The following is an 18,854-nucleotide window of genomic DNA, read 5'->3' as shown; positions in this document are numbered from 1 at the left end:
TCTCTTAGGAGAAACAGGCCTGAAGCACGTAGAAGATACCGATGGCCAGAATGGCACCTGCCGGCAGGGTAATGACCCAGGAGACCACGATGTTGCGCAGCACACCCAGGTTCAGCGCCGCGATACCGCGCGCCAGACCTACCCCCATGACCGCCCCCACCAGAGTCTGGGTGGTGGAGATGGGCAGACCGGTGCCGGAGGCGATTACCACGGTAGCAGCAGTGGCCAGCTGGGCGGCGAAACCACGGCTCGGGGTCAGGTGAGTGATGCCGGTGCCGACTGTCGCCATCACCTTCTCGCCCATGGTGGCCAGACCGATCACGATACCGATGCCGCCGAGGGGCAGGATCCACCAGGCAATGGCTGCCTGACCGGAAATCTCGCCACCGGAAGCCACGATAGAGGCCACCGCAGAGAGCGGGCCGATGGCATTGGCCACATCGTTGGAACCGTGGGCAAACGCCATGGCACAGGCGGTAATGACCATCAGGATGCCGAACACCTTCTCCACGTTGGCGAAGTGCATCTTGCTGTCATCCTGCGGGTTGTACTTCTGACCGCGAATATAGATCCAGCCGGCAAACGCTACGGCGATGGAGATGGCCACGGAGAGCATGACGCCTTCGCCATCGGTCAGGTGCAGACCAACGTGAGTCAGACCCTTCTTGATGGTTACCAGGCAGATGACCAGCGAGGTCAGGAACATGTAGAAGGGAACGTAGCGCTTGGCGTTGTTCAGGGGATCATCGGTGTTGAAGATGAGCTTCTGCACGCTGATGAACATGAAGTAGGCGATGACACCGGAGATGGCGGGGGTGATGACCCAGGAGCCGACGATGCCGCCAAACTTGTTCCACTGCACCGCTTCCGGGCCAATGCTCACCACGGCGAAACCGACGATGGCGCCGATGATGGAGTGAGTGGTGGAGACAGGCCAGCCGAAGTAGGAGGCGAGGATCAACCAGGCACCGGCAGCCAGCAGGGAGGCGATCATGCCGAGCACCAGCAGATCCGGGCTATCGACAAAGGCATTGCTGTCGATGATACCGCTACGGATGGTGGCGGTTACTTCACCACCGGCCAGATAGGCACCGGCAAATTCGAAGATCATGGCGATGATAATCGCCTGACGAATGGTCAGGGATTTGGTACCGACCGATGTGCCCATGGCGTTGGCTACGTCATTCGCACCAATGCCCCAGGCCATCAAAAAGCCGAACAAGGCCGCCACGAGCACCAGAGTGGTGCCGTAATTCGCAATAATGTCCATTGATAGTGTTTACCCAGTCAGTCGATTACGAACGAGCCAGCATCAGCTCAAGACGGGCGCCTACGCGCTCAGCCTGATCAGCCAGGTCACCTACCCATTCGAGGATCTTGTAGAGGAACATCACGTCGATCGGGTTGTAGTTCTGCTCAACCGCTTGCAGCTGTTGGCGCAGACCGATCTGCATGGTGTCTGTATCGTCCTCGATCAGATCCAGCTGGTGGATCATCTCGGCAACCATTTCCACTTCCCGTCCTTTGAAGCCGGTCTCGAGCAGCTCGTCGAGCTCCCCGATCGCTTTCTCGGCCTGAGCGGTCGCATCAATACAACGTTTGAGGTAAGCCATGAAGCCTTCCCGCATTTCGGAAGGGAACTCCATGCGACGACCAAGCATGCGGCCGGAGATATCCTTGGCACGGTTGGCAATTTTGTCTTGCTGGGTCAACAACTCCAGCAGGTCGGTGCGTGCAACCGGCAGGAACAGACCGCGGGGCAGTTTCAGACGAATTTCACGCTTGAGGATATCCGCCTCTTTTTCCAGCTGGGAGATCTGCTGCCGGATCTTCTCGGCATCTTCCCAACGGTCTTCAGCAACGGCATCAAAGAAGGGAACCAGCTGCTGGGAGCACTGGTGAACCTTGACGATATGCTTCTGCAGCGGCTTGATGGGGGACTTGGCAAAAAGCCCCAAAATAGTATTTACTGGCATGGCCAAACCTGTGTCGGTGAAAAAACACTCGATACGATTTTATGAGGCGCGCATGTTAACCGAACTGCGCCCTCAATTAAACCGCGAATTAATCTAGTCGTTTCGCGGGCATTATATCCCCGCGACCCGATTCCTGCCCCCCAAAGTTGCCTGCCAGCCCGGAATGAGTATGCAAACTGAGATCGAGATAAAGTTTTTTGTCGCCCGCGACATTGCGGCAGATTTATCCAACCTGTTGAATTCTTTTGAGATTAAAGAATCATCACAACAGCAGCTCGGCAACGTCTATTTTGACACGCCGACCCTCGACCTGCGTCGTCTGGACATGGGGCTGCGCATTCGCCGCTGCGATGCCTACGCAGAACAGACCATGAAATGCCGCGGCCAGGCGGTGGGTGGCCTGCATGCCAGACCCGAATACAATGCGCCTATTGGTGGTGATCTGCCGACATTGAGCGCCTTTCCCGCAGAAATCTGGCCCGATGTGACAGAACGTGACCGCATCCAGCAGCAGCTGGTCGCACAATTCAGTACCGACTTCCTGCGCCGCCACTGGCTCATCACCTTCGAGGGTGCCGAGATCGAGCTGGCCTGGGATCAGGGGGAGATAGTCGGCAGTCAGGGGAGCACGGCGATCAACGAGCTGGAACTGGAGCTCAAGTCGGGTGATACCAAGGCGCTGTTTGCACTGGCGCAGCGCCTCGCCCGGCTGGGTGGCGTGCGTCTGGGGGCGCAATCCAAGGCGCAGCGCGGTTATCGACTCGCCGGGCTCGGCAAGCCGCTGGCCCTGCAATCTCTGGCCACCAGCGAAGCCATGGATGTGGCAACTGCCATCGCCGCCGGCCTGAGTCACTGGCAGCACCACGAGCAGCTCTGGCTGGAAAATCTGCAGAATGAAACTATTCGGCAGCAAGCATTCGCCGCCCTGTGTGAAGGGATTGCGCTGATTGAACGTCGAGTGGCCGAGCTGACGCAGCCGACCCTTTGGGGTTCAGAGCTGGCAAGCCTGCTGGCGCATCTGCAAGCCGCGCCGGTCTCTGATCGCCTGTGGCCCGCCGAGCTGGGCAACCTCTTCCTCTCAGCGGATTATGTCGCACTGCAGCTGGCTATCGCCGACTGGCTGCACAGCACACGCTGAGCGGCCCATCTGATACAGCAAACAAAACGGGTGAGCCTTGACTCACCCGTTTTGCATTACAGCAGGTTGAGCTGCTGCATGGCGCTGCGAATGCGCTCGCGAGTCGCTTCCGACAGTGGCATCACCGGCAGGCGGCACTCTTCGCTACAGAAACCGAGCAGGGAAGCGGCATATTTGGCACCAGCCGGGCTCGGCTCGGCAAACATCGCCTGATGAAGCGGAATCAGCTTGTCTTGCAGTTCACGCGCTTCTTGCCACTTGCCAGCCAGCGCCAGATTTTGCACCTCGGCCACCAGCTTGGGGGCCACATTGGCGGTCACCGAGATACAGCCCTGACCACCGCCGATGTTGTAGGCAACAGCGGTGGCATCCTCACCGGAGAGCCAGGCAAAGGGCTTTTTGATCAGCTGGCGTTCGGTCCAGGGACGTGCCAGATCGCCAGTGGCGTCTTTCACCCCGGCAATCCGTGGCAGCTCGGCCAGACGAGCCAAGGTCGCGGGTTGCACATCAACGATGGCGCGCGGCGGAATGTTATAGACGATGATGGGTTTGCTGGTTGCGTCGTGCACTGCCTTGAAGTGGTGGTAGAGTCCCTCCTGATTGGGGCGGTTGTAGTAACCGGCCACATGCAGGGTGGCATCGGCACCGACCCGCTCGGCATACTGGGTATATTCGATCGCCTCGACCGGATTGTTGGAGCCAGCTCCGGCAATCACCGGAATACGGCCAGCGACCTGTTTGACCACCAGCTCCACCACCCGGCAGTGCTCGTCGTGGGTCAGGGTCGGGCTCTCACCCGTGGTACCGACCGGCACAATGCCGTGAGTACCCTGCTCGATATGCCACTCCACCAGACGCAGCAGCGCCTCTTCATCCAGTTTTCCCTGTCGAAACGGGGTAATCAACGCAACGATTGAACCTTGAAACATGGGATCTCCTTCTCCGGTTTGACGCTCATATGGCAATAAAAAACCCCGGTTCGATGTGCGCAACCGGGGTTTGAATCTTCTCAGGAATGAGAGGTTACGCGCGAACGTCAGCAGGCCCGAATTTCAGGCTTTTTTTATGCTTTCGTTTCAACCCGTTGAACCGCATTGACTCATCTCTGCTCAAAAAATGGTGTCTGGGCATATTTCGGGAACACGGCATAAATGTCAAGGCGAAAGGGGCTATGTATAATGGCCGCCCAAAATTGCGTGGAGAGACCCGATGAGCAGCCCAATCAGTGCCGTCAGCCAGATGCTGGAACGAAACCAAGCCCTCTTTGTCGGCAAGCGGCTACTTGTCTGTGGCGCACTGGAGGATGACTACCCCCGCCAGCTGGCCACTCTGGCCCAGACCCTGACCGTCTTTACCACCGATTACTGCTACTACCGCAGCCAGCAGGCGGCCCTCGGCAAGGCTATCCTGTTCGACCACCAGCTGGGCGGAGCTCCCCGCTTCGATGCTCTGTTACTGCTGATGCCCAAGGCGAAAGCCGAGGCGCAATATCTGCTGGCCATGATGACCCCCCTGCTGGAAGCGGGCGCCGATCTGTTCCTGGCCGGCGAAAACCGTGGCGGCATCAATGGCGCAGACAAGCTGCTGGCCCCTTATGGCGACAAGCCGATCAAGCGCGACTCGGCACGCCGCTGCTCTCTCTATCATGGCGAACTGAGCAAACCGGTCGCCCCGTTCTATCTGGATAGCTGGTTTGGCCGCTATCAGTGCAGGGCCGGCGAGACCGAGCTGACCGTGCTGGCGTTGCCCGGCGTTTTCAGCGCCGCCGAGCTGGACCTCGGCACCCAGATGTTGCTGGCCACCGTGCCGGCCATGAAGGGTTCACTGCTCGATTTCGGTTGCGGTGCCGGGGTAATTGGCTCCGTGCTGGCCAAACGCAATCCCGAGCTCAAGGTCACCATGGTGGACATCAATGCGCTGGCGCTGGAGTCAAGCCGCCGCACTCTGGCCATCAACGGTTTGCAAGGGGAAGTTCATGCCTCTGACGTCTACTCCGACATCACGGGAAGCTTTGACCAGATTCTCTCCAATCCCCCTTTCCATGCCGGACTCAAGACCTTCTATGCGGCGACCGAAACCTTCCTCGCCAAGGCGCCTGAATTTTTGCGCCCCCATGGCAGCCTGACCATTGTTGCCAACGCATTCCTGCGCTATCAGCCTATACTGGAAGCACACTTCAAACGGACGGAAGTGAGCAACAGCGACGCCAAATTCAAGGTCTATCTGAGCAAAGTGTAAATAAGTGTAAGCAGTACAATAAAACCGCTAGAGAGCGCCATCCGGAATCTGATAAGGTACTAGAAGCACAGCAAAAACACCCCTTTAGGGGTGTTTTTATGCCGAAGGTTGAAAACCTTTTCATACATGTTTATTCAGGGAGAGAAATACGATGGCTGGCATTTTGACCATGATCCTGGCCGGAGGTGAAGGTACTCGCCTGCAGCCTTTGACAACCACCCGCAGCAAGCCGTCGGTACCATTTGGTGGCAGCTACCGGCTAATCGACTTTGTCCTCAACAATTTCGTCAACGCAGACTTTCTGCGCATCTACGTCCTCACCCAGTTCAAATCCCAGTCCCTCTATCTGCACATGAAGAAGGGCTGGAATATCGTCGGCATCACTGACCGCTTTATCGATCCCATTCCGGCCCAGATGCGGATGGGCAAGCGCTGGTATGACGGCACCGCCGACGCCATCTACCAGAACCTCGGCTTTATCGAGCGGGCCGAACCGGATCATGTCTGCATCTTCGGCTCCGACCACATCTACAAGATGGATGTGAGCCAGATGGTGAGCTTCCACAAGCAGAAAAATGCCGCCATGACAGTGGCAGCCCTGCGCATGCCGATTGCAGAAGCCAGCTCGTTCGGGGTGATCGAGGTGGATGCCGAAGGGCGGATGATCGGCTTTCAGGAGAAACCGAAACAGCCGAAACACATTCCTGGCGATCCCACCCAGGCCCTGGTCTCCATGGGCAACTACATCTTCGAGACCGAGGCACTCTGCCGCGAGTTGAAACGGGATGCCGCGGAGGAGAACTCCAGTCATGACTTTGGCAAGGATGTGATCCCCAGCCTCTACCCAAGGGCGCCGGTCTATGTCTACGACTACAGTACCAACGTGATCCCGGGCGAAAAACCCAACGTCTACTGGCGCGATGTGGGCACCCTAGACTCCTACTGGCAGGCACACATGGATTTGGTGGCCGACAACCCTCTCTTCTCTCTCTACAACCGCAAGTGGCCGCTGCACACCCACTATCCGGCCCTGCCGCCAGCCACCTTCATCGACAGTGACGAGTGCAAGGTGAAGATCGCCAACTCGCTCATCTCCGCAGGTTGCTTCATTCAGGGCAGCCAGATCCAGCGCTCCATCCTCGGTTTTCGCTGCAACATCGGCGCCTGCAGCCACATCAGCGAGTCCGTCCTGCTGGGGGATGTAAAGATTGGCGAAGGGTGCTCCATCCGGCGCGCCATCATTGATAAAAACGTTGAAATTGCGCCAGGCACCGTTATCGGTGAAAATCTCGACCACGATAGAGAACGATTTACCGTATCCGAAGGCGGTATCGTGGTGGTACCTAAGGGAGCAAGAGTTGGCTATTAACCCACTGAAAATCCTGTTTGTTGCCTCGGAGGTCGAGGGGCTGGTCAAGACTGGTGGCCTGGCGGATGTTGCCAGAGCGCTGCCAATGTATCTGGCCCAGAAGGGGCATGATGTCAGAATCATGCTCCCCTTCTACAAGACGATAAAACATCGGGATGAGGCAAAACTGGTGGCATCGCGCTGGCTGCCCACCCACCCGGGTCTGCCGGATATCGGTTATCGCATCTACCAGATGGAGCTGGATGGTGTTTGCATCTATCTCATCGACTGCCCGCAATATTTCGACCGTCCCCAGCTTTATGCTGAAAATAATCAGGCTTATCCGGACAACGGCGAGCGCTTTGCCTTCTTCTCGGCAGCAGCCCTCCATGCCTGCGAGCAACTTGGTTTCGCCCCGGACATCGCCCACTGCAACGACTGGCACACCGGCCTGTTGCCGCTGCTATTGAAAACCCGTCATGCCCACAACCCCTTCTTCCAGCAGACTCGCAGCGTGATCAGTATTCACAACGCGGCGTTTCAGGGGGTATTCGGGCGGGAGCAGTTCTGGGCCATGCCCGAGATCGCCGACTACGAGCGCCGCATCAACTATGACTACGGCCACGTAAACCTGCTCAAGTGCGGGGTTCTGTATGCTGACAAGATCAACGCGGTCAGCCCCAACTATGCCCAGGAGCTGCTGACTCACCTTGGTGCCCACGGCATGGCACACATCTTCCAGCAACGGGCTGCCGACCTTTGCGGCATCCTCAATGGCTGCGACTACAAAGACTGGGATCCCGAATTCGACGAACTCCTGCCCGCAACCTATAGCGTCGACAATCTGACCGGCAAACAGGTGTGCAAAGAGAGCCTGCAACAAGAGGTGGGTCTACCAGTCGCAAACCTGCCTATCTATGGCATGGTATGCCGCCTGACCGAACAGAAGGGAGTCCCCCTGCTGATCCCGGCGCTGGAGAAATTTCTCCACCATCAGGTACAAGTGGTGATCGTCGGCTCTGGCGATCCTGCGCTCGCCACGCAACTGCAAACCATGGCCCGGGATTACCCGGACAAACTCGCCTTCATCAATGCCTATGATGACCGACTGGCCCATCTGGTTGAAGCCGGAGCGGACTTCTTCCTGATGCCCTCTCTGTTTGAACCTTGTGGGCTCAACCAGATGTACAGCCTGGCCTATGGCACCCTGCCACTGGTGCGGGCCGTTGGTGGGCTGAAAGATACCGTGGTCGACTGGGATGCCGATCCCGAACATGCCACCGGCTTCTGCTTCAATGACCCGACCGCCGCCATTTTGCTCGATACCATGCGCCGCAGCCTGCTCTACTTCCTGCAAGACAGGGAAAAATTTGCCGAGGTGCAGCGCAACGCCATGAACACCCGCTTCAACTGGCCCGACTCGGTCACCCAGTACGAGCAGATGTATCTGAGCGCATTGGGTCGTTACTGAGCTAGCCACTCGGGCAGATTGCTGAAGTTTTGTCCCTTTGGCATGTCTTTAAGCGTCAACAGCGAAAAAAGTCCCCTTTGGCTGTTGACGCCCCCCCAAAACTCTATAGAATCCCCCTCCGCAGTGATGCGAAGGTGGCGGAATTGGTAGACGCGCTAGCTTCAGGTGTTAGTGTCCCACGGATGTGAGGGTTCGAGTCCCTCTCTTCGCACCATACTGCAGATGCTTTTATCAGACAGCATATAAATCCAGACTGATAACCCGATGTGCGAAGGTGGCGGAATTGGTAGACGCGCTAGCTTCAGGTGTTAGTGCCCCCCGGGTGTGAGGGTTCGAGTCCCTCTCTTCGCACCATGCTTTTATCAGACAGCATGTAAATCCAGACTGATAACCCGATGTGCGAAGGTGGCGGAATTGGTAGACGCGCTAGCTTCAGGTGTTAGTGCCCCCCGGGTGTGAGGGTTCGAGTCCCTCTCTTCGCACCATGATTCTGACATGTAAAAACAGAGCGATGCGCTCCAACCGCATCTAAAAACCAGCTGGAAAAAATCAGTGTGCGAAGGTGGCGGAATTGGTAGACGCGCTAGCTTCAGGTGTTAGTGTCCCACGGATGTGAGGGTTCGAGTCCCTCTCTTCGCACCATTCATTACGCAAAAGGCCCATCACGAAAGTGACGGGCCTTTTGTTTTTACTCCTTGTTATGGCTATGCTTTTGACGACTCACCGCCCATCGTCATGCCAAGGAACGCATATGATACTGGATACCGACATTCACAACTTCTACGAGCATCTGGTGCTCAAGGAGATTGAAAAGCAGGGTCTGCAGCAAAAACTCAGCAGCGACCAGATGGCCGATCTCTGCTGCCTCACCCTCAACCAGCTCCCCTCCCACTATATTCGCCACGATGTCGACATGATCTACTTCCTGACCGATGCCAAACGGAGCGAGATGGAGAAAAATGTCGTTGAATCGCTCAAGCAGGCCCAACAGAAGATCAAGCAGGCCCCCGTCAAACACGCATAACGCCTACTAGCCGGTATGCTGCCAGAGCAGGGCCACCACGCCGGTCAGCCCTGCCACTGGCAACAGGATCAGTGCCGGTTTCAATCTGGGCTCAAGCATCATCCAGGCGGCCAGCAGAAAACCCAGACTCCAGATGCCATACTCTTGGTCATTGCCCCATACGAGCACAACCAACCCGGCTAGCAGCATTACCCCCCGCACCACCCAGTTCATCTTTTTCCTCCCCCACAGAGATAATGATAATAATTATCATATTCATAAGTGAGAGATGCAACCCTCCTCCAGCGCAAGACTCAAAATAGGCTTTTATGCCAATAAAGCGCTCAAAAATGGGTTACGAGATCAACAATTCTGTGATTTTTTCAATCAAAAGTGCAATTTTGCCAATTTGGTTAGGCTTTAACCCTCCCACTTTGTGGTAGATTGCGGCCTCTTTTTGGGTTGGCCCCTCGGGATATGCGTATCCACAGGATGAGAGGAGCCAACCTTGGCGAGCAAGAGTTTAGGAAGTATCTATGCAAAACCAACACAACCACATCCGATTGCCGAGCATGTCGCAGGTGTTTGCCTGTCTGGCCATTTTTCTGGCTCTGGCATTCTCGTTCACCAGCGTGCTCGATCTGCCTATCCAGCTGGCACTGTTCATCGCCTGGTTCGTCATCATGGGGCTTGGCATCAAGCTCGGTCATGACTACAAATCCCTGGAGCAAGCCGCCGTTGATGGGGTATCCAAGGGAATGGGGGCCATCCTGATCCTGGTTTCCGTCGGCGCACTGGTCGGCACCTGGATCGCAGGCGGTATCGTGCCCAGCATCATCTACTTCGGCCTCAAGGTGATTCACCCTTCTATCTTCCTGCTGGCGACCCTGATCATCTGCTCGCTGACCTCGCTGGCCACCGGCACCTCCTGGGGGTCGGCCGCCACCGCTGGTATCGCCATGATGGGGATTGGCCATAGCCTCGGCGTACCTGCGCCTCTGGTTGCCGGTGCCGTGCTCTCCGGCGTCTATTTCGGTGACAAGCTCTCCCCGCTCTCCGACTCCGTCGTGCTGGCATCCACCATGTCCAACGTCGACGTGGTGGAGCATATAAAGGGGATGCTGCCCATCAGCCTGCTCTCCTACATCATTACCGCTGTGCTGTTCACCGTGGTCGGCATGCAGTATTCGGGCAACGTCAGCCTGGAGCAGGTCAATCTGGTAATGGGGGCCCTCGACAAGCAGTTCAACATCACTCCGCTGGCCATAGTGCCGGTAGTGCTGGTGCTTGGCCTGCTGGCCAACCGCAAGCCCGCCTTCCCGGTGATCAGCTTCGGCGCCCTGCTGGGCCTGATCTGGGCCATCCTGTTCCAGGACATGGATCCGGTGAAAGCGATGCACTCTGCCTACAGCCCGTTTGCCATTACCTCCGGCATCGACTTCATCGACAACATCCTCGGTCGCGGCGGTATGGAGTCCATGCTGGGCTCGGTCGCTGTCATCATCTTCGGTCTGGGCTTTGGCGGCCTGCTGGAGAAAGTAGGTATCCTCTCCGTCATCGCCAGCGCCTTCGAGAAGCGCATCAACAGTGCCGGCAGCCTGACTACCCACACCATTGGCACCGCCTTCCTGGCCAACGTGTTTGGCTCCGCCATGTATGTGTCGCTGATCCTGACCCCCAAGATCATGGCCAAGAACTACGATCGGCTGGGACTGGCACGCAAGAACCTCTCTCGCAACGCCGAGTTTGGCGGCACCCTTACCTGCGGCATGGTGCCCTGGAGCGACAACGGCATCTTTATGGCCGGGGTACTGGGTGTGGCCACCCTCGACTACCTCCCCTACATGTGGCTGAGCTTCACCTGCATCATTGTGACCATCACCCTCGCCTACATGGGCAAGGCGGTGAACAGGGTTCCACTGGTAGCGGCAGCAAGCTCCCGCTAACTGTACCAATCAAAAAGGCGCCTCATCGGCGCCTTTTTATTTCCACTCAACCATCTGCACAAGGAAAAACGGCCCTCGTTGCCGAGAGCCGTTGCGTCTGATCGTCGGGAGCGATCAGATGGAGAAGCTGGACCCACAACCACAGGTAGTGGTTGCATTGGGGTTGGTCACGGTAAAACGTGACCCTTCCAGCCCCTCGGTGTAATCCACACTGCCGCCAACCAGATACTGGAGACTCATCGGATCGATCACCATGGTGACGCCATTCTTCTCGACCACGGTATCGCCGTCGTTGATCTTCTCATCAAAGGTAAAGCCATACTGGAAACCAGAGCAGCCCCCACCCGTGATATAGACCCGCAGCTTGAGCTCCGGATTCTCTTCTTCGGTGATCAGGTTCTTCACCTTGTTGGCCGCCGCATCCGTCATCTGGATGGGCAGCGGGGCTTCTGCTACTGCACTCATTACTGACCTCACAACCATTAGATCCACAAACATGGAAACCGCGAAATTATCCAATACCCGACCATTCAGTTCAAGTATTCACCACGTTTAACCTGCAGCGGGCACCGGAGCAGGCGGTGCGGCGACTAGCGGCTTAAGCGCATCGGCCCACTCAACCAGCAGCTCCTGCGCCGGTTGCCGGCCATCCTTGTTGATGGTGACCCGGATCCGATCCGGCACAAACCCTTCCGGCAGTTGCCAGTTCCCCTCCAGCAACTGGAAATAGCGCAGGGAGTAGCGCCACTCGCTCACCTTCATGCCCAGATCTCGCCCGGACAGCACTTTGGGCTTGTCGCCAAGGCTCCCCTCGACCCGGATCTGCACCTGACCGCGAAACAGCTCGCGCTTCTTGGCCGGCTGGGTCAAAGCCAGTCGATAGTGGTAGCGACCCGGAATGCTGCTCTCCTGCAGGGTCAGGTTGTCGATTACCACCCCAACCTGCTCGCCAGTCGGGCGCATGATCCGCTCGAAAAAGGCCAGCTGGCGCTTGAGCTCCTGCACCTGCGCCTCCTGACTCTTCAGGGTGGTCTGCAGCTGCTCGAAGGCGGCTCGCTGGGTGGCGAGCTGGGTATCCTTGAGACCGAGATCCGTCTTGAGCTGGCTGATGGCATTGCTCTGGCGATCCAGCGTCTCCTGCTGAACCCCCAGCAAGCTGCTTTGCGCCAGATCCTGATGGTTGCCGGCAAAATAACCGGCCAGACCACCTACTGCGAACACCACCAATAACTTCAATAGGTTGGACATAGCCCTCTTTCCCGTTATTTGCCTCACAGCGGCAACTGCGACCTCCTTTCACTATACCGCCCTAACCGAAGCCACAGGCGGTGATGGTGAAAATTAACTGGTGGCCACACTGCCATCACCCCGCTTTTGACGCGCGGCAAGCCGTAAAGTTCGCTCAAGGATCTGGGAATAGATAGGACGACCGCCCAGCGCTTGCGCCACAAGAGTGGCTCCCATGGTGGTGATCATCATCGGCAGGATCAGCTGGTAGTTGTCGGTCATCTCGGTGACCAGCACGATACCCGTGATGGGCGCTCGCACCGTCGCGGCAAACAACGCTCCCATGCCGGCAATGGCAAAGGCGCCGGGCTCGATGCCAAGCTCCGGAAAAGCCGCGTGGAACAGATGACCAAACACCACGCCAAACAGGGTGCCAAGGGCCAGGGTCGGCGCAAACACCCCGCCGGGCGCGCCGGAGCAGAAGCAGATCAGGGTTGCCACCAGACGGATGGAGAAGATAAGGAACAGGGTCGCCATCGCATACTCGCCCCCCATCAGATGAGGAATGAGCTCAGTGCCGCCACCCGTTACCGAGGGGGCAAACAGCGACAGCACGCCGAAAGTACCGGCAACCAGCATACCGATGGCGACGAAACGGTGGCGCTTGTTCTGGTGCAGCGCCAGATAGCCATCCTGACAGGCCAGCACCAGCTTGTTGAAAACAAAGCCCAATACGCCGAAGGTGGCCCCCATAAAGAGGAATAGCCAGAGCGCCTTGAGGGCTGGTGCATCGTAGTGCGGCAGAGTGATCACCGCCCCCTGCCCCTTCATGTTTTGCAGCATCAGGGTCGCCATGATGGCGGAGATCCCCACCGCCTTGATGGCCAGGAAGGAGTAGCGAAACTGCGGCCGCATCTCCTCCATCACAAACAGAATGCCCGCCAGCGGTGCATTGAAGGCCGCCGCCAGACCGCCCGCCGCACCGGCTGCCAGCAAGGCGTGGCCATGCTCCTTGGGCAGCCGGAAGATATCCGCCACCATCTTGCCGAGGTTGCCGCCGATCTGCACCGAAGGCCCTTCCCGTCCCAGCACCATGCCGGAGCTCAGGGTACACACGCCACCGAAGAACTTGACTGGCAACACCCGCCACCACCGCACCGGACGCAGGTCCTCCATCGCCCCCTCTATTTCGGGAATGCCGGAGCCTCCGGCCTCGGGGGCAAAAGTATGAGTCAGGAAGTAGCCGATACACCCCAGCATGGCGCTGAAGCCAAAGCCAAGCAGGCCGAGCTCCCACCATGGGCGATCAGCCAGCAGGGCGAGCCGCTGCTCTGCCAGCCAGTGCACGCCTGACTCGAACAGGCCACAGACCAGTCCGGCCAGGGTGCCGACCAGTGCCGCCAGCAGCAGAACCAGCAAGGGCATCCTGTCTTGCCGAATGATTCGGGAAACCGGCCCGCGCGGCGAGGCGGACGGTTCGGAAGAGGAGAGAGCTTGTTGCGCCATCTTGTTACACCAACTTGGAAACACCATATCTCAGCTAGCTGAGATCAGGATCACCCGGCGCGTTGCTCGGCTGCCCAGGGCTGGGGCTTTCTGCTATAGTCGGCCCGTTAAATTTTTGTCACGGGAGCAGACCGAGAGTCCGGGTGGCGAGAGCGCAAAGCATACTCCTGATGCCCCTACCTGCCGAGTCTCGATCGACTGCTTTCTCCTGCGTGACGACCAAAATCCCATTAAGGATGATCCATGTCAAAATCAGATCAGCTGTTTGAACAGGCCCGCCAGACCATTCCGGGTGGCGTCAACTCACCGGTCCGCGCCTTCAATGGGGTCGGCGGTACACCCCGCTTCATCGATCACGCCGATGGCGCCTACCTCTATGACGTGGATGGTCAGGCCTATGTGGATTACATCGGCTCCTGGGGCCCCATGCTGCTGGGCCACAACCACCCGGCCATCAAGGCCGCCGTCATCAAGGCGGTGGAAAAAGGGTTGAGCTACGGCGCGCCGACCGAGATCGAAGTACTGATGGCCGAGAAAGTACGTCAGATCGTCCCCTCCATGGAGCAGGTGCGGATGGTCAACTCCGGCACCGAGGCGACCATGAGCGCCATCCGGCTGGCCCGTGGCTACACCGGCCGCGACAAGATCGTCAAATTCGAAGGCTGCTACCACGGCCACGCCGACTCCTTGCTGGTCAAGGCCGGCTCCGGCGCCCTGACCCTGGGTCAGCCCAACAGCCCGGGCGTACCGGCTGATTTCGCCAAGCACACCCTGACCTGTGTCTTCAACGATCTGGCGTCGGTGCGCGAAGCCTTCAGCCAATACGGCAGCGAGATCGCCTGTATCATCGTCGAGCCGGTCGCAGGCAACATGAACTGCATCCCGCCGGTACCCGGCTTCCTGGAGGGGCTGCGCGCCATCTGCGACGAATTCGGTGCCCTGCTGATCCTGGACGAGGTGATGACCGGCTTCCGTGTCTCCCTGCGCGGTGCCCAGGGCCACTACAACATTGACCCGGATCTCACCACCCTCGGCAAGATCATCGGTGCCGGCATGCCGGTCGGCGCCTTCGGCGGCAAGAAGAAGGTGATGCAGCACATTGCCCCGACCGGCCCCGTCTATCAGGCTGGTACTCTCTCCGGCAACCCGGTGGCCATGGCGGCCGGCCTCACCATGCTGGATCTGCTGCTGGAGCCGGGTCTCTATGAGCAGCTGAGCGACAAGACCGCCCGTGTTGCAGAAGGACTGAAAGCCGCCGCCGCCAAACACGGTATCCCGCTCGCCATCAACTATGTGGGTGGTATGTTCGGCTTCTTCTTCACCGAGGAGCCCGAAATTACCCGCTACGAGCAGGTCACTCGCTGCGATATGGAACGCTTCAAGCGCTTCTATCACCTGATGCTCGAAGAGGGCGTCTATCTGGCGCCGAGCGCCTACGAGGCAGGCTTCCTGTCGCTGGCTCACGGCGACAAGGAGATTGAACACACTCTGGCCGCCGCCGAACGCAGCTTCGCCAAGCTGGCCGGCTAAATCGCCGCTGCTTGTCGCCAAAGGGCCCGTCACGGGCCCTTTTCCATATCTGCAATCTACGCCCGCTTCTGGTGCACCCCGACCTCCTATCCCGCTTATTTGCCACCCTCTGGTGCAAATGCTCCCGCTCAGCCTGTCATATATCGGGCCCACTATTTGCACATCCGCTACAGGAGCCCACGTCACCGAGGTCCATATGGCAGAGATGAGCCCCATCGATGTATTGCGACGTTATCAGGAGTATCAGGTCGAGCTGACACCACTGATCCATGGTTTGCTCGGCGCACCTCTTGCTGCGCTCAAGGAGTACCCCTTTATCATCAGCATCGACCGCTATCAGGGGCCAGCTTGCATCCTGTCGCCACGCCCGAGCACGCAGAACCGCTTGCAACTGATCGCTCGCGGAGAGGGACGAGAGCTGACCCTCTGCCTCAACCAACTGATCGCCTGGCTGATGGGAGACAGAGAACGGCGCCGCGCCATGCCCTGGTTCAAGGCCATCTATGTGGTACTCAGCATGGCGCTGTTCCTCATCGTTGCAACGCTCATCTGGCACGGACTGGAACAGCTCTATCTGCTGCTATGCGGGGCGCAGCAGAACCGACTGGGGGCCCTCAGCGCCATTATCTTTCTGACGCTGGCACTGGCGGTATTTGATCTGGGCAAAACCATTCTGGAGGAGGAGGTGCTGCTGCATAAGGATATCTTCCGCCACAGCGCCATAAGACGCACCATCACCCGCTTTATCGCCGCCATCCTGATCGCGGTCTCTATCGAAGGGTTGTTGCTGCTATTCAAAGGGTCACTCGGCCAGAGCGAGCTGCTCTGGCCTGCGATTGGGGTGATGGGGTGCGCGGTGGGATTGCTGCTGGCCCTCGGGCTCTATGTCTTTCTCGGGGCCAGAGCGGAAGCAGCACTGGTGCAGGCTAACCAGCGATATCCGCAGCCAGCTGCACGCTGGGGCGACGAGCAGCCCGCCAGGAGGCGTACATGGTCCAGGAGGTATAGATGACGATAAAGGCAACCAGCCACTTCAGCATCGCCATATCCATCGACTTGACCAGCATGGCCGCCAGCACCACACCAATGGGGCCAAAGATGGCAACCGCCAGCACCGCCTTGGCATCAAATGCCCCCTTGCGGATAAAGGTGCCTGCGGAGAAGACGCTAAGTACCGCGGTAGAGCCCATCATGATGGGGAACGCCGCCAGCGGATTCATCCCGAGCAGATAGACCAGTGTCATGCAGGGAGCGAACAGACCGATCCCCACATTCATCAGGACACCGAAGATAAAGTTGCCGATCAGGGCGATCACCAGCTTGTAGCCACTGAGCCCCATGGCATCGCCACCGACCGGGAAGAGGCCGAGCAGGCCGGCAAAAATCAGCCCGGCAACGACCAGCAGAGAGACCGCCATCACCAGCCGGATGGTCTGACGATCAAACGAGGCGACGTGACGCGCCCCCCAGGCAGCACCGGCTGCGGCAGCAATCATCATGCTGATCAGCGTCAGCGGCTCCACCGCTACTGCGCCGACAAAGATCAGCGACTGAGTCACGGTCGGCAACACACACTGGCCGTTGAGAGTCCCCGGCAACAGACGATCATCGATTAGCTTGAACTGCTTGTAGCAGGCTGTTTTGACCGCAAAGCTGCCAACTCCCAGGGTATCGAGAAAGTTGGCAACACCGCCGATCAGCGCCACCGGCCAGAAAGGTGTGGACTCAAAATTCCCGTTGCATCGTTTTTGCCAGCACGCTTGTACCAGCATAAAGATGAATACCAAACCGCCAGCTATAAAAACAAGCCGCAAAATATCAACTAACATAGGGGTTTTCTCCTGCAAGGGACGCGATTCTAAGGCAGGCAGCAGAAAAAATCCTGACCTGAATTAAGCAACTCTCACAAGCGACTGCGGGACGCTTAAATAAATGCGAATGGAAGTCGAACGACTCTGCTAATACTTGTTACTGAGACCGAGAGGTCGAGTCCTGCGCACGTTGTTATGGTCCTTTCGCGACGACCACCTGTGACTCGGGACATAAAGAAAAGAGGGCCGGTAGCAATACCGACCCTCTTTTTATTCCGTCAGGATACAAGCACGTTACTGGATGCTTTTGCCAGCACGCACATCCTTGATAAAGCTCTTCAGGCTTGCCAGATCCCGTGGTGCACCACGCAGGATTTGATCACCGATGATAAAGGCAGGAGTACCGGAAATACCGAGCGCTTCAGCCAGAGCCCGGTTGGTTCCCAGATTCTGATCGATGCTGCCATCCTTGATCTTGGCCTCTACCTTGCTCCAGTTAACACCGGCCTCTTCTGCCACCTTCTTGACCTGCGCTTCATCGGAGAGCGGGCCCTGATGGGCATAGAGCTTCTCATGGAAAGCCTGGTACTTGTCGGGCTGACCCAACTGAACGGCCAGTGCGGCACGCGCGGCGAAATAGGAGGTTTCGCTCAGGATCGGGAACTGCTTGTAGATATAGCGAATATCCTTGTCCTCAGCCATCAGCTGCTCGACCAGCGGATGTGCGCGCTTGCAGTAACCACAGTTGTAATCGAAGAACTCGACAATCGTCAGCGAGCCCTTCGGATTGCCCATTTCGGGATCCTTGTTGCCATAAAGCTGTTGGGCATGGGCCTTGATCAGCGCCTTGTCGCTCTCGGCCTGCTGACTCTCCTGCTTGGCACGCAGGGCATTGGACATCTCGACCAGGATCTCGGGGTTCTTGACCAGATAGTCACGAACGATCTGCTCGACATCACTCTTGGTCAGCTCGCTCGCCTGCACCGGCGATGCCAGCAAGGTTACGCCCGCCAGAGCGCAAAACAGGGCATTTTTAATAGTCATAATGTTATCTTGCAGAGGATATGATGGAGGCCACTATAGTGGTGGACTCTCTTTTCAAGTCAAGCAATCAGGCCAAAAAAGCACTCATTCCAACCAGTTTGCCCATTTAATCGGTCATTTCGTGCAATTAACCAGCAATCGAACCAGCCGGGGATTTACAACCCTGATCAGCGTGGTAATATTCGCCGCACTGCTGCGGAGGGGTGGCAGAGCGGCTGAATGCACCGGTCTTGAAAACCGGCGATGGGCGACCATCCGTGGGTTCAAATCCCACCTCCTCCGCCATTTATTCCGAGCCCATGCAACGCAAGTTGCGTGGGCTTTTTGTTGTTATCCCTTCTCTATATCCCATCACTTTATCTTTCATGGCGCTTCATATGCCGCCTCACTGTAATTCACCACTTAAACACTCTGCTTTCTACCCCCACTGCTCTCTGAACTGAAGGAGAGAGGTTAGCTGATGATGGAAAAGATCATCCGCTACGCCAGCGAACAGACCATTGGCCAGCTCTCCGGCACGACCATGCCGAGCAATCGCGGCATGGTAACCCTCGCCAAACGACTCGGCTTTACCATTGATGTCCAGGTGGAGGAGGGTGTGGTCAATATGGCCCTT

Annotated in this window: 17 protein-coding genes, 5 tRNA genes and 1 pseudogene; 14 read left to right on the top strand and 9 right to left on the bottom strand. The window is 57.8% G+C overall.

Annotated features, from left to right (window positions below; genetic code table 11):
- Positions 1-4 precede the first annotated feature (4 nt).
- Both BS300_RS13970 and BS300_RS13965 read right to left on the bottom strand, forming a co-directional pair.
- Entirely contained in the window at positions 5-1,270 is a 1,266-nt protein-coding gene (locus tag BS300_RS13970; RefSeq protein ID WP_041209023.1) for an inorganic phosphate transporter, read from the bottom strand.
- A gap of 25 nt (positions 1,271-1,295) precedes the next feature.
- Positions 1,296-1,976: a TIGR00153 family protein gene (locus tag BS300_RS13965; RefSeq protein WP_033113984.1), complete on the bottom strand. Its 681-nt coding sequence runs from the start codon at positions 1,974-1,976 to the stop codon at positions 1,296-1,298.
- 169 nt (positions 1,977-2,145) lie between these two features.
- Here BS300_RS13965 and BS300_RS13960 point away from each other — a divergent pair, with 169 nt between their 5' ends.
- Positions 2,146-3,114 carry a CYTH domain-containing protein gene (locus BS300_RS13960; protein ID WP_071913467.1) on the top strand — a complete coding sequence of 323 codons (969 nt, stop codon included), beginning with the start codon at positions 2,146-2,148 and terminating at the stop codon, positions 3,112-3,114.
- A 56-nt stretch (positions 3,115-3,170) separates the two neighbouring features.
- On the opposite strand, the gene dapA is transcribed toward BS300_RS13960, so the two are convergent.
- Complete coding sequence (dapA, locus tag BS300_RS13955) at positions 3,171-4,043, bottom strand: 4-hydroxy-tetrahydrodipicolinate synthase (protein WP_043850043.1); 873 nt, start codon at positions 4,041-4,043, stop codon at positions 3,171-3,173.
- A gap of 280 nt (positions 4,044-4,323) precedes the next feature.
- Here dapA and rsmC point away from each other — a divergent pair, with 280 nt between their 5' ends.
- From rsmC to BS300_RS13915, 8 genes are all read left to right on the top strand, one after another.
- On the top strand, positions 4,324-5,352 hold the full coding sequence (gene rsmC / locus BS300_RS13950; RefSeq protein WP_071913465.1) for a 16S rRNA (guanine(1207)-N(2))-methyltransferase RsmC: 1,029 nt from the start codon (positions 4,324-4,326) through the stop codon (positions 5,350-5,352).
- Positions 5,353-5,503: 151 nt separating this feature from the next.
- Positions 5,504-6,721 (top strand): glucose-1-phosphate adenylyltransferase, encoded by a 1,218-nt coding sequence (gene glgC / locus BS300_RS13945; RefSeq protein WP_033113980.1) that lies wholly within the window; start codon positions 5,504-5,506, stop codon positions 6,719-6,721.
- Entirely contained in the window at positions 6,711-8,171 is a 1,461-nt protein-coding gene (glgA, locus tag BS300_RS13940) for a glycogen synthase GlgA (protein WP_071913463.1), read from the top strand. Before glgC ends, glgA begins: the two co-directional genes overlap by 11 nt.
- 128 nt (positions 8,172-8,299) lie before the next feature.
- Positions 8,300-8,385 (top strand) — tRNA-Leu (locus BS300_RS13935).
- A 54-nt stretch (positions 8,386-8,439) separates the two neighbouring features.
- Positions 8,440-8,525: transfer RNA gene (locus BS300_RS13930), tRNA-Leu, on the top strand.
- A 45-nt stretch (positions 8,526-8,570) separates the two neighbouring features.
- Positions 8,571-8,656, top strand: a tRNA-Leu gene (locus BS300_RS13925).
- Between the two features lie 71 nt (positions 8,657-8,727).
- A tRNA-Leu gene (locus BS300_RS13920) sits at positions 8,728-8,813 on the top strand.
- 109 nt (positions 8,814-8,922) lie between these two features.
- Positions 8,923-9,195 carry a late competence development ComFB family protein gene (locus tag BS300_RS13915; RefSeq protein ID WP_033113978.1) on the top strand — a complete coding sequence of 91 codons (273 nt, stop codon included), beginning with the start codon at positions 8,923-8,925 and terminating at the stop codon, positions 9,193-9,195.
- Between the two features lie 6 nt (positions 9,196-9,201).
- Here BS300_RS13915 and BS300_RS13910 read toward each other — a convergent pair whose 3' ends face one another.
- Positions 9,202-9,408, bottom strand: a complete 207-nt coding sequence (locus BS300_RS13910; RefSeq protein ID WP_071913461.1) for a hypothetical protein — start codon at positions 9,406-9,408, stop codon at positions 9,202-9,204.
- A gap of 302 nt (positions 9,409-9,710) precedes the next feature.
- Between BS300_RS13910 and nhaC the strand changes: the two genes are divergently transcribed.
- Positions 9,711-11,120, top strand: a complete 1,410-nt coding sequence (nhaC, locus tag BS300_RS13905) for a Na+/H+ antiporter NhaC (RefSeq protein ID WP_071913459.1) — start codon at positions 9,711-9,713, stop codon at positions 11,118-11,120.
- Positions 11,121-11,234: 114 nt separating this feature from the next.
- On the opposite strand, the gene erpA is transcribed toward nhaC, so the two are convergent.
- The 3 genes from erpA to clcA form a co-directional block, all read right to left on the bottom strand.
- A complete protein-coding gene (gene erpA / locus BS300_RS13900) occupies positions 11,235-11,585 on the bottom strand; it encodes an iron-sulfur cluster insertion protein ErpA (protein WP_005340225.1) in 351 nt (116 codons plus the stop codon).
- 87 nt (positions 11,586-11,672) lie between these two features.
- Complete coding sequence (locus BS300_RS13895; protein WP_042030308.1) at positions 11,673-12,368, bottom strand: DUF6776 family protein; 696 nt, start codon at positions 12,366-12,368, stop codon at positions 11,673-11,675.
- A 93-nt stretch (positions 12,369-12,461) separates the two neighbouring features.
- Positions 12,462-13,853: a H(+)/Cl(-) exchange transporter ClcA gene (gene clcA, locus BS300_RS13890; RefSeq protein WP_071913457.1), complete on the bottom strand. Its 1,392-nt coding sequence runs from the start codon at positions 13,851-13,853 to the stop codon at positions 12,462-12,464.
- A gap of 243 nt (positions 13,854-14,096) precedes the next feature.
- Here clcA and hemL point away from each other — a divergent pair, with 243 nt between their 5' ends.
- Complete coding sequence (hemL, locus tag BS300_RS13885; RefSeq protein ID WP_071913455.1) at positions 14,097-15,383, top strand: glutamate-1-semialdehyde 2,1-aminomutase; 1,287 nt, start codon at positions 14,097-14,099, stop codon at positions 15,381-15,383.
- A 196-nt stretch (positions 15,384-15,579) separates the two neighbouring features.
- Positions 15,580-16,395 (top strand): hypothetical protein, encoded by an 816-nt coding sequence (locus BS300_RS13880; RefSeq protein ID WP_071913453.1) that lies wholly within the window; start codon positions 15,580-15,582, stop codon positions 16,393-16,395.
- Here BS300_RS13880 and BS300_RS13875 read toward each other — a convergent pair.
- Both BS300_RS13875 and BS300_RS13870 read right to left on the bottom strand, forming a co-directional pair.
- Positions 16,310-17,212 (bottom strand): sulfite exporter TauE/SafE family protein, encoded by a 903-nt coding sequence (locus tag BS300_RS13875; RefSeq protein ID WP_071913451.1) that lies wholly within the window; start codon positions 17,210-17,212, stop codon positions 16,310-16,312. The two genes, BS300_RS13880 and BS300_RS13875, sit on opposite strands and share 86 nt — an antisense overlap.
- 276 nt (positions 17,213-17,488) lie before the next feature.
- The gene (locus BS300_RS13870; protein ID WP_041210895.1) at positions 17,489-18,238 is read right to left on the bottom strand and encodes a DsbA family protein; all 750 of its coding nucleotides are present in this window, start codon (positions 18,236-18,238) and stop codon (positions 17,489-17,491) included.
- A gap of 197 nt (positions 18,239-18,435) precedes the next feature.
- Here BS300_RS13870 and BS300_RS13865 point away from each other — a divergent pair.
- Positions 18,436-18,523, top strand: a tRNA-Ser gene (locus tag BS300_RS13865).
- A 142-nt stretch (positions 18,524-18,665) separates the two neighbouring features.
- Positions 18,666-18,854, top strand: a pseudogene (locus BS300_RS21505) (hypothetical protein); the annotation flags it as partial.

It is taken from the genome of Aeromonas sp. SCS5 (genome assembly GCF_001887375.1).
Taxonomy (GTDB): domain Bacteria; phylum Pseudomonadota; class Gammaproteobacteria; order Enterobacterales; family Aeromonadaceae; genus Aeromonas; species Aeromonas jandaei.
This window is presented reverse-complemented; position numbering and strand designations above follow the sequence as displayed.